The 15,913-nt window shown below is 69.8% G+C and carries 10 protein-coding genes; 5 read left to right on the forward strand and 5 right to left on the reverse strand.

The features are described 5' to 3' along the window. Positions 1-43: 43 nt before the first annotated feature. A complete protein-coding gene (locus ACQ859_RS19515) occupies positions 44-1,138 on the forward strand; it encodes a hypothetical protein (RefSeq protein WP_431262328.1) in 1,095 nt (364 codons plus the stop codon). Here the strand turns inward: ACQ859_RS19515 and ACQ859_RS19520 are convergent. Next, positions 1,059-2,270, reverse strand: a complete 1,212-nt coding sequence (locus tag ACQ859_RS19520; RefSeq protein ID WP_431262329.1) for an MFS transporter — start codon at positions 2,268-2,270, stop codon at positions 1,059-1,061. The genes ACQ859_RS19515 and ACQ859_RS19520 overlap by 80 nt on opposite strands. Before the next feature lie 360 nt (positions 2,271-2,630). Here ACQ859_RS19520 and ACQ859_RS19525 point away from each other — a divergent pair, with 360 nt between their 5' ends. Beyond that, entirely contained in the window at positions 2,631-4,268 is a 1,638-nt protein-coding gene (locus tag ACQ859_RS19525) for a glycoside hydrolase family 64 protein (protein ID WP_431262330.1), read from the forward strand. A gap of 133 nt (positions 4,269-4,401) precedes the next feature. Beyond that, positions 4,402-6,183, forward strand: a complete 1,782-nt coding sequence (locus ACQ859_RS19530) for a glycoside hydrolase family 16 protein (protein WP_431262331.1) — start codon at positions 4,402-4,404, stop codon at positions 6,181-6,183. A gap of 145 nt (positions 6,184-6,328) precedes the next feature. On the opposite strand, the gene ACQ859_RS19535 is transcribed toward ACQ859_RS19530, so the two are convergent. The 4 genes from ACQ859_RS19535 to ACQ859_RS19550 all read right to left on the reverse strand — a co-directional run bounded on the left by ACQ859_RS19535 (position 6,329) and on the right by ACQ859_RS19550 (position 13,464). Next, positions 6,329-7,264, reverse strand: coding sequence for a spherulation-specific family 4 protein (locus ACQ859_RS19535; protein ID WP_431262332.1), 936 nt, complete (start codon positions 7,262-7,264; stop codon positions 6,329-6,331). A 191-nt stretch (positions 7,265-7,455) separates the two neighbouring features. Beyond that, on the reverse strand, positions 7,456-8,925 hold the full coding sequence (locus ACQ859_RS19540) for an efflux transporter outer membrane subunit (RefSeq protein ID WP_431262333.1): 1,470 nt from the start codon (positions 8,923-8,925) through the stop codon (positions 7,456-7,458). Then, on the reverse strand, positions 8,922-12,110 hold the full coding sequence (locus tag ACQ859_RS19545; protein ID WP_431262334.1) for an efflux RND transporter permease subunit: 3,189 nt from the start codon (positions 12,108-12,110) through the stop codon (positions 8,922-8,924). Before ACQ859_RS19545 ends, ACQ859_RS19540 begins: the two co-directional genes overlap by 4 nt. Before the next feature lie 4 nt (positions 12,111-12,114). After that, positions 12,115-13,464 (reverse strand): efflux RND transporter periplasmic adaptor subunit, encoded by a 1,350-nt coding sequence (locus ACQ859_RS19550; RefSeq protein ID WP_431262335.1) that lies wholly within the window; start codon positions 13,462-13,464, stop codon positions 12,115-12,117. A 227-nt stretch (positions 13,465-13,691) separates the two neighbouring features. On the opposite strand from ACQ859_RS19550, the gene ACQ859_RS19555 reads away from it, so the two are divergent. Beyond that, the gene (locus tag ACQ859_RS19555; RefSeq protein ID WP_431262336.1) at positions 13,692-15,083 is read left to right on the forward strand and encodes an ATP-binding protein; all 1,392 of its coding nucleotides are present in this window, start codon (positions 13,692-13,694) and stop codon (positions 15,081-15,083) included. A 112-nt stretch (positions 15,084-15,195) separates the two neighbouring features. Further along, complete coding sequence (locus tag ACQ859_RS19560; protein WP_431266602.1) at positions 15,196-15,906, forward strand: response regulator; 711 nt, start codon at positions 15,196-15,198, stop codon at positions 15,904-15,906. The last annotated feature ends 7 nt before the right edge of the window (positions 15,907-15,913 follow it).

Here is a 15,913-nt window from a genome sequence, read left to right on the forward strand (position 1 = left end):
GCGCTGGTCTACATTGGCGGCCCCGTCATCCCCGAAGCCTGTCGTGCCGCCGTCGATCTTCGCCCCTCGCCTGCCGCGCCGCGCCGCGGCGGGCCTCTTCGCCTCGTTTTGGCTCGCCGCCCTGTCCGCACCCGCCCTCGCGGTCGAGGAGACCCTGTCGATCCCGGCCGGCTGGTCGGTGGGCGACCGGGCGACCTTCCGCCTGTTGGGCATGAGTTCCGCCATGTTGGGCGGCCAGGACAAGCGGGCGGAGGAGCTGTCCGCCGAGGTGCTCCGTCGGGAGGACGGACGCTGGATCCACCGCTGGCGCCGATCCGTCGCGGTGGCGTCGGACGGCGACGACCCGAGGCCGACCACCAGGACCTCCGCCACCAGCCAGGACGACAACGCCCTCATCCTGCACGCCTTCCTCAAGGCGCCGTTCGACGTCGCCGTCGACGACGAGGGTCGCCTCATCGGGATCGTCAACCAGGACGATCTGCTCGCGGCCTCCCGGCAGATCGCCGCCGAGTTGCTGGCCCGTCCGGACTTGTCCGACGCACGACGTGACGCGGTGCGGCGGAGCCTCGAGCAGGCTGCGGACGCGGAAGGCCCCTGGTCCCGCTGGCTGCTCGAACTGCTGAGACACGCCTACCAGCGCGCGGGGCATTCGTTCATCGCGGGGACGACGACGACGGACACGGCGCCAGTGAGCTTTGCGCTGTTCGGCCAGCATGTGCCGGTCTCCCGGACCGTCACGACGGACGCGCCCGACGACACGTCGGCCTTCAAGGTCACCGTCGACCAGACCGTGCCGCCTGAACAGATGCACACCGTGCTGGGGCCTGTCCTCCAGCAACTGCGCAAGCAGCTGGGGCTCGGCCCGGAGGGATCTCCGAGAGGCCCGGACGACGTCGTGGACGTCTCGAGCCTGCACTATCAAGTCAAGGACGACTATCGCCTCCGCGCGGGACAGCCCTGGCCGCTGGAGGTCGATCATCAACGGACGGCCATGCTGAAGATCGGGGAAGCGTGGGTCCCCGTCCACATCACGGCGGTCCTGGTCCGCCGCGTCGATGTCAACGCGACCGCTCGGCCACCTTCGCCGGGATCCACATCCCCAGCAACGTCGCCGCCAGCATCGCCAGCAGGCCGGTGACGGCGATGCCGCCGGCCAGCGACGCCGTCGCCACCAGCGCCGACAGCAGAGCGGGTCCGCAGGACCCGCCGACGTCGGACAGGAAGCGCCACACCGCGAGGAAGTAGGCGCGGCCGTGGCGCGGCGCGTGGTCGGCGCCCAGCGTCATGATCAGGCCCGAGCCGATGCCGTTGCCGAAACCGATCGCCGTCGCGGCGATCAGCAGCGTCGTGAAACCGACCGTGAACGGCATTGCCAGCAGCGCCAGGCCGATGATCGCCATCGACGGCACCGCCACCCAGCGGCGGCCCTTCAGATCCATCACGCGGCCCGCCGGGTAGAACAGCAGCATCTCGATGCCGCCCGAGATGCCGTAGATCAGCGAGGTCACCGCCGGTGCCAGCAGCAGGTGGTCCGCCCACAGCGGGATCACCGCCTGCCGCGACGCGCGCACCGCGCTGACCAGCATCACGCCCAGGCCCAGCGTCAGGAAGACCTTGCGGTGGTCGGCCACGATGGACTTCAGCGAAACCGGCGCCGGCGCGGCCGCGCCGGCCGGATGCGGCGGTGCCTCCAGGTCCGGCAGCCGCGCGCCGATCGCCGCCGCGGCCAGCACGCCCGCGATGCCGACGCCGAACGCCGCCTGCAGCCCGAACGCATGCACCGCCGCCGCCGACAGGAACGGCCCGATGAACATGCCGATCCGCATCACCCCGCCCAGCGTCGACAGCGCCCGCGCCCGATATGCGGCCGGCACGGCCTCGGTCAGGTAGCTCTGCCGCGCCAGGTTGTAGACCGCCTGGGACATGCCCACCATGAAGCAGCCGATGCCCAGCGCCAGCACGCCGGGCAGCAGCACGCACAGCGCCATGCCCAGCGCGCTCCAGACGCCCGCCGCGACGATCGCCCAGCGTTCGCCCCAGCGCATCGTGATCACCGAGGCCGGGATGTTGTTGAGCAGCGAGCCCAGTCCGATCAGCGTCACCACGAAGGCCGCCATCGACACCGATGCCCCCAGGTCCCGCGCCATCAGCGGCACGATCGGCAGGATCGCGCCCTCGCCCAGGCCGAACAGCATCGACGGCCCGAACGCGGGCACGGCGATCCGGCGGAACGAGAACTCGGCATCAGACGTTGCGGAAGGTGTCGGCATCGGGCATCACCACCACGTGGAGAAAAAGCGGCCATGACGATAAGCGAGGTCCGTGCCAACCCGTGCCGCTCCTCGCCCGGCGGCGTTTCCGGCATCCGGACCGCGCCCGCCCGCGTCGCCTGAAACCCGGACATCGCCCCGGCGCTCACGCCGCCGCTGCAGGCGCATCCGGCGACCGCCGCTTTCAAGCGGTTTCAATCGCATACCTCCAATTTGTGAAAGCGCTTTCAGAATCCGCGGCTTTTGCCTACGATGGTTGCGCAGGAGAAAAGTCGCGGACCCGGACGAGCGTCGCAGAACGCTGGCCGGCCGCGCCGATCGGTGCACTCCAGCACACCATCGAACACTCTTGGAGACTTCATGAATCGCCTCCTCTCCTGGCTGGGCGCCTGCCTGGCCTTCCTCGCGCTGAGCTTCAGCGCGCCCACCACGCAGGCGCAGTCCAATGCGAGCTTCTCGCACGGCGTCGCGTTCAACGGCAGCCAGGCCACGCTCTGGTTCAAGTCCAACGTCGCGACGACCTGGGTCGACGCGCATTACCAGTTGAACGGCGGCGCGCAGCAGAATCTGCGCATGCCCTTCAACGGCGGCGCGGCGCGCTACGAGCTGGCCCTGCCGGGCGCGGCCGCCGGCACCCGCGTGGACTACTGGTTCACGTACAACAACGGCAACCCGGCCTATGACAGCGCCCGCTTCACGGCGACCGTCACGACCGGCGGCGGCACGACCGATCCCGGCACGCCGCCGACCACCCCGGGCAACCCCGGCAATCCTGCCGACTGGAACGCCAAGACCACCTTCAAGATCGAGAACGCGACCAACGGCCGCTGGCCCGACTCGCAGGTCTACTGGGCCATCATCGGCAAGAGCTGGCAGACCGGCGAGTTCGTGTACGTCGACGCCGCCGGCAACGTCGTGCCGATGCGCCTGTCCGACAACACGGTGACGAAGAACGGCCGCAAGTACGCCAACTACTTCTTCCCGCTGTCGCAGACCCGGCAGATCACGATCCCGCCGGTCAACTCGGCGCGCGTGCTGATGTCGGTCGGCAGCCCGATGTTCATCGAGGTCAACACCGACGGCGCGGGCAACATCGCCTACGCCGGCGCCAACATCGAGAACTCGAGCGATCCCAACCTGGACGTGATCTTCGACTTCGGCGAGTTCGCGCTGATCCCCAAGGGCCAGCCGGACCAGGGCATCTTCATCAACACGACCCGCGTGGACCACTTCGGCTTCCCGCTGAAGCTGCGCGTGCAGGGCCTGGGCGGCTACGACAAGACCGTCGGCGAGCCGCTGACCGAGTCGCGCGACGCGCTGTTCACCAAGTTCCAGCAGGAAGTGCCGGCCGAGTTCCGCAGCCTGGCGGATCCCAACTTCGCCAACGTCCCCTACCGCACCCGCATCCTGGCGCCGGCGCACTTCACCTTCCGCCCGGGCGACGTGAACGGCGCCTACCTGGACGGCTACATCGGCGACATGTGGAACCGCTTCAAGACGCAGGACCTGGTCTTCACGCTGGACAACCTGGGCACCTTCCGCGGCCGCGTGGACGGCAGCACCAACCGCTTCGTCTTCACCGGCGGGCGCTCGAACGGCACGTACTACATCAACGGCAAGCCCAATACGGCCGAGGTCTTCCTGGGTTCGGGCAAGCTGGACGATCCGCGCAAGCCCGACGGCAGCTTCCAGGTCGACACGCCGGCCGACGCGGCCAAGTCGATCCAGCTGCAGATCCAGGCGCAGGTGTGCGCGGCGCTGAACCGCCACGTGCTGGCCACCCCGGCCGACTGGTACCGCCCGGCGGCCTTCTACCCGGCCGGCACGCGCGGCAACTGGTTCGCCAAGTTCTGGCATGACCACTCGATCAAGGGCACCGAAGGCGCCGCCAACGGCTACGGCCTGGCGTACGGCTTCGCCTACGACGACGTCGGCGGCTTCAGCCCGTCGCTGCACACGAACGCGCCGACCACGGTGACGTACACGATCGGCTGGTAAGCCGGATCGGATCTCCCCGCATCGAAGGGTCCGCCGGGCTCACCGCCCGGCGGCGCCCTTCCCGCCACTGCCGCGCTGTTTCCGGCGGCAGGACTTCCACCATCGATTCGCACCCTTGCGATGAAGGATTGACATGCGTTTTCGGAATCGTTTCGAGGCTCCCGGCACCCTGAAGGCCGTGGCCCTGGGCCTGCTGGTCCTGGGCGCCGCCCAGGCCCACGCCAGCGTGACCAACCCCACCATCGGCCGCCTGCTGTGGTCGGAGGAATTCAACGGCACCTCGTTGAACACCTCGCTCTGGACGCCCTATGACGGCAACGGCTGCCAGATCAACCTCTGCGGCTACGGCAATGCCGAGCTCGAGTACTACAGCCCCAACAACCTCTCGATCGCCAACGTGCCGTTCGAAGCGGGCACGCGCGCGCTGGCCATCCAGGCGCGCCGGCAGACCATCGGCAGCAACGAGTTCACCTCGGGGAAGCTCGACACCTTCAACAAGGTGCAGGTCAAGTACGGGATGATCGAGATCCGCATGGCGACGCCGCAGCTCCAGACCGGCCTGTGGCCGGCCGCGTGGCTGCTGGGCACCAGCCCGCAGGTCTGGCCGCGCAAGGGCGAGATCGACATCGCCGAGCTGGGCCACAAGTCGTCCGCCTGGGCCGCCGCAGGCGCGCCAGGGCCGGACTACTTCGTCGGCGCCAACGTGATCACCTGGGCGCAGGCCGCCTGCGTGCCGGGCAATGAATCGTGCGCCGCCTCGACGGCCTGGCAGACCAAGAACTGGTACAAGCCGACGAAATCGTTCGCGAACCGCTTCGTCAAGTACCGCTTCTACTGGACCGACAGCCAGATGCGTTTCACCGTCGTCGACGACGACGGCGAGCACGACATGTACGACCAGCCGCTGCCGGTGAACACCGACGCCCTGCGCGCCCCGTACTACTTCCTGCTGAACCTGGCGGTCGGCGGCAACTTCACCGACGCGGCCAATCCGTCGCAGGTGACGGCGCCGCTGCCGGGCACGATGTACGTGGACTACGTCCGCGTGTACGAGCTCGACGGCAAGGGCGAGGTCAAGCTGGGCAACCAGACCGTGCCGGAAGCGGCGGGCAAGTTCGGCGTGTTCACGGACAACACCGCGATCACCAACAAGCTGCAGGCCGGTAGCACGTCGGACATCTTCCTGTGGAACGGCGCCTCGACCGGCGCGGGCAACATCCAGCCGGCCGAGGGCACCAACGTCATCGCGTGGAGCTACAACACGCCGGGCCAGTGGTACGGCGGCGGCATCCAGGCGCGCCAGCTGCGTGACCTCACGAACTACCGCAACGGCAACCTGAAGTTCCGCATCAAGATCCCGGCGAACGTGTCGTTCAACATCGGCATCGGCGATACCTTCACCAACCAGAACTGGGTGAACTTCCCGGCGAACACGACGGCCTTCGGCCTGGTGCGCAACGGCGAGTGGGCGACGGCGACGGTGCCGATCTCGACGCTGATCGGACCGAAGGTCGCGCTGCAGTCGATCGCGGACATCTTCATGTTCTCGGGCGACAACACCAAGCTGCCGACGCAGGCCTTCCAGTTCGCGATCGACGACGTGTACTGGGATACGGGCACGACGACGCCGACGGACCCGAACCCGCCGACCACGCCGACCACGCCGGACGGCATCAGCCAGCCGACGGCGACCACGGTGAAGTTCTCGCAGGCGACGGGCACCTGGGCCGACGTGCACTACACGGTCAACGGCGGTGGCCAGCTGAACGTGCGCATGCTCAAGGAAGGCAGCGGCAACGCGTTCACGGTGAACGGCCTGAAGAAGGGCGACGTCGTGCGCTACAGCTTCACCTACTGGGATCCGGCGCGCAACGGCGCGTATGACACGGCGCAGCAGAGCTATACGCTGAAGTAAGCCGCGAGGGGGCAACCCCGCGATGGCAAGGGGAGAGTCGCTGGAAGGCGGCTCTCCCCTTTTTCATGGCGAACCCTGGCCACGAGGCCAGGTCGCCACGTCGCCACGTCGCCACTCGCGGCGCGGGCCTGGCCTCGGCTGGGTGTCAGCAGCTCCCGCCGCTCTTCAAGCTCTTGAGACACCAGCGCTCGGTGCCACTGGTCGTCTCGTTGCCCCAGTAGGTCGGCGTGTAGTTCCAGATCGGCCCACCCCACGGCAGGCTGGGGTTGTAGGTCATGCTGGTCACGTACACGTAGTTGGCCGTCGTGCCCTTGAGGGTGGCCTGCATCTGCGCCTGCGTCGCCGAATGGATCAGGAGCCAGGTCTTGACGTTGAGCGAGGTCGCCAGGTTCTGCACGTCGCCGTTGAGCCAGCTCGCGCCGTTGAGGTAGTCGGCGTACGCGGCCTCGTACATCACGATGTGCTCGCCGGACTGCGCCGCGCTGACGAAGCAGCCGCTCGCGCCCGGCCAGCCCGCGTTCCAGACCTTGATGCCGCCCGCACCGGAGCCCGACACCATCGAGCGCACGTTGGCCCACTTCGACGGCGTGCCGCTGCACTTCTGCGCGTCGGTCAGCGAGGCGTCGTCGTGCGCGGCCTCGTCGAAGAAGAAGCCGTCGACGCCGCCCAGCGTGTTCTTGTAGGCCGAGAACTCGGCGGGGATCGCGTTGTAGCGGCTCAGTTCGTCGGCGGTGTTGCGGTCGTAGCCGGTCGGCACATAGCCCAGCACCTTGCCGCCCTGCGCGCGGATGTTGGCGATGACCGCCTTCCAGTTGGTGACCTGGCTCGCGCTCAGCCCCTGCGCGCCGCTGTTGGGATTGATGACGACGTAGCTGCCCGAGGGCACCTGCCCGCCGTAGGTGCTGGCAGTCTCGCCCCAGTAGGCGATCAGGCCGAAGCCGGTCGGCGCCGCCGCGGCCGTGGTCGAGAAACCGGCCGCCGCGCCGGCCAGCGCGACGACGGCGGAAAGACGGGTGAACGTGTGGAACGCCGTGTGGGTCGACGGGTTCATCGACGTGTCCGGACGCGTGGCTTGCTTCATGAAATCCCCTGGTCGTGGTGAATGACCAGGGGAGTCTAGGAAGCCATCGAATTCTTTCGAATATGGTTTACGCCACGTTTTTTCTTTCCTTACAACATAAATCGAAAGCTTTATTTTCGATTTATTCGGATTCGAAAGACCTCATCAAAGACTTTCGCATCGCCGCGAACGCTTGAGGCTCAGGGTTCCCCTCACTGCGTCCAGCGTCCGCCGAGCGCCCTCAGCAGCGCCACGCGATTGGCCTGCTCGGTCTGGCGAAGCGTGACCAGCGCGCGCCTGGCCGTCGTCAACTGACGCTGCGCATCGAGCAGCTCCAGCTGGCTGCTGCCGCCGAGGCGGTAGCTGCGTTCAGCCAGCCGTTGCGACTGCTCGGCCGCGTCGACCTGCGCCTGCTGCGCATCGAGCCGCTCCGCGAGTTGATCGCGCACCGCGAGCGCATCCGCGACTTCGCGGAAGGCCGATTGCAGCGCGGACTCGTAGCCCGCCAGCGCTTCCTGCCGGCTGGCCTCGCTGACCTCGACCTGCGCGCGGCGCTGGCCGCCGTCGAAGATCGGCAGATCGATCTGCGGCACGATGCTCCACACGCCGCTGCCACTCTTGAAGAGGCCGTCCAGATCGGGACTGCGCGTCCCGGCGCTGGCCGTCAGCGTCAGGCGCGGGAACCGCGCCGCGCGCGCCGCGCCGACGTCGAAGGCCGCCGCGCGCAGGCGCCGCTCGGCCGCGCGCAGGTCGGGCCGCTGCAGCAGCACTTCGGCAGGCAGACCGCCGGGAATCGCCGGCAAAGCCGTCACGCCCGATGCAGTCGACCCGATTGAGGCCGTGGGAACGCCCGCTGCGCCTTGCGCCTCCTGCGCGGTCGGCAGCAGCCGATCCGGCAGCGGCTGACCGACGAGCAGCTCCAGCTGCAGCCGCGCCTGCGTCACCGCGCTCACGCTCTCCGCCGCGTCGCCGCGCGCGGACTCGAACGCCGTGCGCGCTCGCGCACGATCGAGCCCGGAAGCCGCGCCGAGCGCGTACTGCCGCTCCGCCAGGTCCAGCGAACGCTGCTGGCTGTCGCGCAGTTCCCGGTTGAGTGCCAGGCGTTGCTGCGCCGCCGCCAGCGACAGCCATGCGGTCGCGACTTCCGCGGCCAGGCTCAGCCGCGCGCTGCGCTGCGTCTCCTGCTCGGCGAGGAAGCGCGACAGCGCCGCGCCTTCCAGGCTGCCCAGCCGGTTGAAGAGATCGATCTCGTAGCTCGCCAGGCCGAGGTTGACGCCGTAGGTCGTCGTCGCGCCGTCGCCGTTGGTCGTGCGCTGGCGCGTCGCGGACGCGCCGACGCCGATCTCCGGCAGCCGGTCCGCGGCGGTCACGCGGTACTGCGCCCGCACGCGTTCGACGGCGGCCGCGCTCGCGCGCAGGCTGCGGTTCTGGTCGAGCGCCGTCGCGACGACCTCGTCCAGCCGCGCATCGGCGAAGAAGCCGCGCCATTCGTGCGAGGCCGCTGGCGTCGTCGATGCCGATGAAGCCGGGGCGGTGGGCGATGAGGCCGCGTTCGGACGGAAGTCCTCGCGCAGCGGCGGGCGTGGCGCGTCGGTGCTCGGCACCAGACTGCCGCAGGCGCTCAAACCCAGCAGCAGCGGGATCGCGGAGAGTCGCATCGTCAGAGTGATGGTGCTCTTCATGTCCGCACCTCCGGCTTGGCCGCGTCGCCGGCGCCATGGGCATCGTGGCCGGTCGCTGCTGCATGCGCAGGCTTGGCCCGGCTGAAGCGCTGCTTCACCCAGAGGTAGAACAGCGGCACGAAGAAGATCCCCAGCAGCGTCGCGCTGCCCATGCCGCCGAGAACGCCGACGCCGATGGCGCGCTGCGAGCCCGAGCCCGCGCCGCTCGCGAAGGCCAGCGGCAGCACGCCCATCATGAAGGCCAGCGAGGTCATCAGGATCGGCCGCAATCGCTGCCGGCACGCCTTCAAGGTCGCCTCGAGCACGCTCATCCCCTGCCCTCGCAAGGTCTCGGCGAACTCCACGATCAGGATCGCGTTCTTCGCCGACAAGCCCACCGTGGTCAGCAACCCGACCTGGAAGAACACGTCGTTCTGCTGCCCGCCGAGGTGGCTGGCCGCGAGCGCCCCGATGATGCCCAGCGGCACGACCAGCATCACGCTGAACGGCACGGACCAGCTCTCGTACAGGGCCGCCAGGCACAGGAAGATGAACAGCACCGACACGGCATACAGCATCGGCGCCTGGTCGCCCGAGAGCCGCTCCTGATAGCTGCGGCCGGACCACTCGAAGCCGATGCCCGGAGGCATCTCGCGCAGGATGGATTCCATCGCCTTCATCGCCGCACCGGAGCTCACGCCCGGCGGCACGTCGGCCTGGATCTCGTACGCCGCGCTGCCGTTGTAGCGGACCAGCTGGCGCGGACCGTTCTGCCAGGTCGCCGTGGCGAAGGCGTTGAAGGACACCATCGCGCCGCTGGCGTTGCGCACGTACCAGTGGCGCAGCGCGTCCGGGTCGGCGCGGTAGGCGCCCTCGCCCTGCACCAGCACGCGCTTGACGCGGCCGCGGTCGATGAAGTCGTTGACGTAGCTGCTGCCCAGCGCGATCGACAGCGTGTCGTTGATCGTCGTCGTCGCCACGCCCAGCGTGCCCGCCTTGTGGTCGTCGATGTTGATCTGCAGCTGCGGCGTCTCGGTCAGGCTGTTGATGCGCGCGCGCGCCAGCTCGGGATGCTTGTTGGCCTCGTCGATCAGGCGCTCGCGTGCCTCGGCCAGCGCCTCGTTGCCGACGCCGCCCAGGTCCTGCAGGAACAGCTGGATGCCGGAGCTGCCGCCCAGGCCGCGCACCGTCGGCGGCTGCACGATGAAGATGTTGGCGTCGCGGATCTTCTTGCCCAGCTCGCGGCTGAAGCGCTCGGCCAGCGCCGCGGCGCCCTGCTGCTTTTCCGGACGATCCTTCCAGTCGGTCAGCCGGATGAAGCCCTGCCCCGAGCCCTGGTCGCCGTTGGCGCCGCGCACGAGGTTGTAGAACTGCACTTCCTTCTGCTCGGCCAGATAGGTTTCCATCGCCTGCGCGACCGCTTCCATGCGCTCGGCCGTGGCGCCCGGCGCCATGCGGACCTGCATCTGCAGGCTGCCCTGGTCCTCGTCCGGCAGGAAGGAAGTCGGCAGCGACTTGTACAGGAACGCCATGCCGACGATCAGCAGCAGGTAGACGGCGAAGCTGCGCACCCCACGCGCCGTCAGCCAGCGCACGCGCGCCGTGTAGCGCTCGCTGAACTTGTCGAACTGGCGGTTGAAGCCGCCGAAGAACCAGTCCAGCTGCTTGCCGAACGGGCCGCCGTGGGCCGCATGCTCGCCCTTGTGCACGGGCTTGAGCAGCGTCGCGCACAGCGCCGGCGACAGGCTCATCGCCACCAGCACCGACAGGATCATCGCGCTCACCACCGTGATCGAGAACTGGCGGTAGATGATGCCGGTCGAGCCGCCGAAGAAGGCCATCGGGATGAACACCGCCGACAGCACGACCGCGATGCCGACCAGCGCGCCGCTGATCTCCTTCATGCTCTCGCGGGTCGCGTCGCGCGGGCTCAGGCCCTCCTCGCGCATCAGGCGCTCGACGTTCTCGACCACGACGATCGCGTCGTCCACCAGCAGGCCGATGGCCAGCACGAGTCCGAACATCGTCAACGAGTTGATCGAGTAGCCCGCCACCGCCAGCACGCCGAAGGTGCCCAGCAGCACGACCGGCACGGCGATCGCCGGCACCAGCGTCGCGCGCAGGTTCTGCATGAACAGGTACATGATCGCCACGACCAGCACCATCGCCTCGATCAGCGTGTGCACCACGCCCTCGATGGACACGCTGATGAAGGGCGTCGTGTCGTAGGTGATGGTCGACTTCATCCCGTGCGGGAAGAAGGGTTCCAGCTCCGCGAGCTTGGCCTTCACCAGTTCGGCGGTCTTGAGCGCGTTGGCGCCGCTGGCCGGCAGGATGGCCATGCCCGCGGCCGTCTGGCCGGTGCTCTTGACGTTGGTGGTGTAGCTGTCGCGGCCCAGCTCCACGCGGGCGACGTCGCCCAGCTTCAGCGCGGAGCCGTCCGGCTGCACGCGCAGCACGATGTTGCGGAACTGCTCGGCCGTCGTGAGCTTGGCCCGCGCGGTGATGATGGCCGTCAGGCGCTGGCCTTCGGGCGCCGGCTGGGCGCCGAGCTGGCCGGCCGAGACCTCGGTGTTCTGCGCCAGCAGCGCGCTGCGGATGTCGCCCGGGACCAGCGCGTAACGCTGCAGCTGCGCCGGGTCCAGCCAGATGCGCATCGCGTAGCCGGAGCCGAAGACGTTGACGTCGCCCACGCCCTCGATGCGGCTGACGATGTCGACCAGCGTGCTGGACAGGTAGTCGCCCAGGTCGGCGGAGGTCACAGCCGGGTTGTCGCTGGTCAGCATGATGACCATCAGGTTCTCGGTGCCCGCCTTGGTCACGCGCACGCCCTGCGCCTGCACCGCCTGCGGCAGCCGCGACAGCGACTGCGAGACCTTGTTCTGGACCTGCATCTGCGCCAGGTCCGGATCCGTGCCGGCGACGAAGCTCAGCACGGTGCTGGCGCCGCCCGAGGCGTTGCTGCTGGATTCGATCGAGAACAGGCCGTCGATGCCCTTGAGGTTCTGCTCGATGACCTGCGTCACCGAGTCCTCGATGGCCTTGGCGGCCGCGCCCGGGTAGCTGGTGTTGATGGAGATGCGGGTAGGCGCGATGTCGGGGTAGCGCTCCAGCGGCAGAATGCGCACCGCGGCGGCCCCGGCCAGCATGATCACGATCGCGATGACCCACGCGAAGATGGGCCGGTCGATGAAGAACGATGCCATGGTGTCAGCGCCCCGCGCCGGAGGCCGAGCCGGTCGCCGGTCCGGAGGTCGAGTCCCCAGGCGCGCCGGGCTGCGTCGCCGCCGACGCGGCCGGGCCGCCGGTCTCCGCCGCGACGGCAGCCGCCGCGGAGGCTGCAGCCGGCTTGCCGCTGGCGCCCGCCGCGCCGCCTTTCTTCATGCCCGCCGGCACCGGCGTCACCGGCTGGCCGGCGCGCACGCGCTGCAGGCCTTCGATCGCGAGCTTGTCGCCGGCCTTGAGGCCGCTGGCGACCAGCCACTGGTTGCCGACCGCGCGGGTCAGCACCAGCTGGCGCAACTGCAGCTTGTTCTCCGGTCCGACGACCAGCGCGGTCGCCTCGCCGGTGGGCGAGCGCGTCACACCCTGCTGCGGAACCAGGATCACGCCGCTGTCGACGCCGGCCAGCAGCTTGGCCCGGACCACCATGCCGGGCAGCAGCGCGCCGTCCGGGTTGGGCACGATCGCGCGCAGCGTGACCGCGCCGGTGCCGCGGTCCACCGTCACGCCGCTGAACTGCAGCGTGCCGGGACGCGAGTATTCGGTGCCGTCCTCGAGCACCAGCTTGATCCTGCTGCTGCCGCTGCGGGCGTCGAGCTGGCGGCGCAGCTGCAGGATCTCGGCGCTGCTCTGGACGATGTCCACGTGCATCGGATCGAGCTGCTGCACCGTGGTCAGCGCCTGCGTCTGGGCGGCGGTGACCAGCGCGCCGGCGGTCACCGTCGACACCTCGATGCGGCCGGAGATCGGCGCGGTGATGCGGGTCCGGTCCAGCTGCACGCGCGCGGCGTCGAGCGCGGCGCGGGCCACGGCCACGTCGGCCTGCGCCTGGCGCAGCGTGCTGGCGCTGTCGTCGGCGCTCTGGCGGCTGAGGGCGTCGGCCTTGAGCAGTTCCGCGTCGCGCTCGGCGCGGCTGCGGGCGACGGCCACCTGGGCCTCGGCCTTCTGCAGCGCGGCGGCGGTGCGGGCGCGCTCGGCCTCATAGGTCGCGGCGTCGAGCTGGTACAGCGGCTGGCCGGCACGGACCAGCTTGCCTTCCTCGAAGAGCCGCTTCTGCACGATGCCGGTCACCTGCGGTCGGATCTCGGCGACCTGGCTGGCGGACAGCCGGCCCGGCAGCTCCAGCGCCAGCGGCGCGTCCTGCGTCGTCACCACGACCACGCCGACCTCGGGCGGGGCGCGCTTGGCGGTCTCGTCCTTCTTCTCGCCGCAGCCGGCGAGCACCAGCACGGCCAGGGCGGCCAGCGCCGCAGCGATCGGACCCAGGGACGGCGCGCGCGGGGTGCGCGGCGGGATCAGGGACTTCAACGACGTGGATGTCAGAATCTTCTTCGGCATGGCGGCGGATGCTCGTCCACGAATGTGGAGAGACCTTGAAGATCGCGTCAGGCGCGCGGCCTCCGCCCGGATGGCTTGCCCGTCGCACGCGGACGCCCTCATCATCCCGTCCGTCGACGGTTTTCCCATCACTTTCGGCACACTGCCACTCGTTCCGACCCTCTGCGCCGACCCGATGGGCGCCGCTCGTTCCCCCGGTCCGCACCGCGCTCCTGCCCCTCTTCCGGATGAAGCTCTCGTTCACCCTCACCGCCCGGCTCTTCGCCGCCGTCTTCAGCACCGCCATGGCGGTCGCGCTGGCGATGGGCGTGTTCTCGCACATCAACCTGAACCGGGACTTCATCGGCTACCTCAACGAGCAGGGCATCAACCGGCTGGAACTGGCCCGGACCAGCGTCACCGCCGGCTACCGCGAGAACGGCAAGAGCTGGGATTTCCTGCGCGAGAAACCGGAGCTCTGGGGCCGCCTGCTGCGGCCGCTGGTGCCCGAGGCCGACATGCCGGCGGTCAAGCACGGCCCGGCCGAGCTGACGGGCGCGACGCGGCGCTTCACGCTGTTCGACGAAAACCGCGAGCGCGTCGCCGGTTATGCGGGACCGGTGGAGCCGACCGTGGAGCGGCCCATCATCGTCGACGGCCTCACCGTCGGCTGGCTGACGCTGACCCCGATCGAATCGGTGAGCCCGGGCGCCGAAAAGCATTTCTACGACGCGCAGCTGCGCTCGGCCTGGGTGGTGGGCGGCGCGGCCGTGCTGCTCGCGGGCGCGGTCGCGTTCTGGATCTCTCGCCGGCTGCTGAGTCCGGTGCGGCGCGTCGCCCACGCCACGCACCGCCTCGCGGCGGGCGACTTCGAGGTCCGCGTGCCGGAGACGCGCAGCAACGACGACATCGCCGGTCTGGGCCGCGACTTCAACCAGCTGGCGCTGACCCTGCAGCGCAACGAGGCGATGCGGCGCGAGTTCCTCGCCGACGTCTCGCACGAGCTGCGCACGCCCTTGGGCGTGCTGCATGGCGAGCTGGAGGCGCTGGAGGACGGCGTGCGCAAGCTCGACGCACAGGCGCTGCGCTCGCTGCAGGGCGAGGTCGGCATCCTGCACAAGCTGGTCGACGACCTGCATGAACTCTCGATGGCGGACGTGGGCGCCCTCGCCTACCGCAAGTCGGAAGTCGACCTGCGCGAGCTGATCGACGTGACGGCCGGCGCCTTCGGCGAGCGGCTGCATGGCAGTGGATTGACGCTGCAGCTGGACCTGCCGGAACAGCCGCTGCGCGTCTTCGGCGACGAGCGCCGGCTGCGGCAGCTGCTGGGCAACCTGGTCGAGAACAGCTGCCGCTACACCGATGCCGGCGGCGCGCTGAGCATCAGCGCGCGACGCAGCGGCGAGCATGCGGTGATCGACGTGCAGGACACCTCGCCCGGCGTCGGGCCGGAGCACCTGCCGCGGCTGTTCGAGCGCTTCTTCCGCGTCGATGCGTCGCGCAGCCGGCGCGGTGGCGGATCGGGGCTGGGGCTGTCGATCTGCCAGCGCATCGCCGAGGCGCACGAGGGCCGCATCGAGGCGCGCCCCTCCCCGCTCGGCGGCCTGTGGATGCGCGTGGAGCTGCCGGTCCATGTCTGAGAACGGCGCGGGATCGAGTGCCGGTTCCGGTTCCGGGGGCGGATCGGCTTCCGGATCAGGGCAAGGATCGGGATCGGGATCGGGGTCGGGGTCGGGCCTGGCGCCGATGCCGATGGAGCCGGGTCCGTCGCGGGTGCTGGTGGTCGAGGACGAACCCAAGCTGGCAGCACTGCTGGCGGACTACCTGCGCGCGGCCGGACACGAGCCGGAATGCGTGGCCGACGGCCGCGAGGTGATCCCGGCGTGGACGGCGCGGCGCCACGACCTGATCCTGCTGGACCTGATGCTGCCCGGCATCGACGGGCTGACGCTGTGCCGCACGCTGCGCGCGATGAGCAGCGTGCCCATCCTGATGCTGACGGCCAGGGCGGATGAGTCGGACCGGCTTGCCGGGCTCGAGACCGGCGCGGACGACTACATCGCGAAGAACCCGTTCAGCCCGCGCGAGGTGATGGCGCGGGTGAAGGCGGCGCTGCGCCGCGGCCGCGCGCACGAGATGGCGACGGCCGCCGCGGTGGCCGCCTTCGCGGCCGGCAGCGAGGCGCTGTCCGTCGACGAGGCCGGCTGGACCGCCAGCTGGCGTGGCGAGCCGCTGGACCTGACGCCGATCGAGTTCCGGCTGCTGCACATCCTGGCCGCGCAGCCCGGGCGCGTGTATGCGCGCACGCAGCTGCTGGATCTGCTGCACGTGGACGGCCGCGAGGTCACCGAGCGCGCGGTCGACAGCCACATCAAGAACCTGCGGCGCAAGCTGGAGCGCGCGGGCGCCGGCACGGACCGGATCCGGTCGATCTACGGCGTGGGCTACCGCTTCGAGCGGTGACAGGTCT

Source organism: Roseateles chitinivorans (assembly GCF_050632235.1).
In the GTDB taxonomy this organism is placed as follows: Bacteria; Pseudomonadota; Gammaproteobacteria; order Burkholderiales; family Burkholderiaceae_C; genus Roseateles; species Roseateles chitinivorans_A.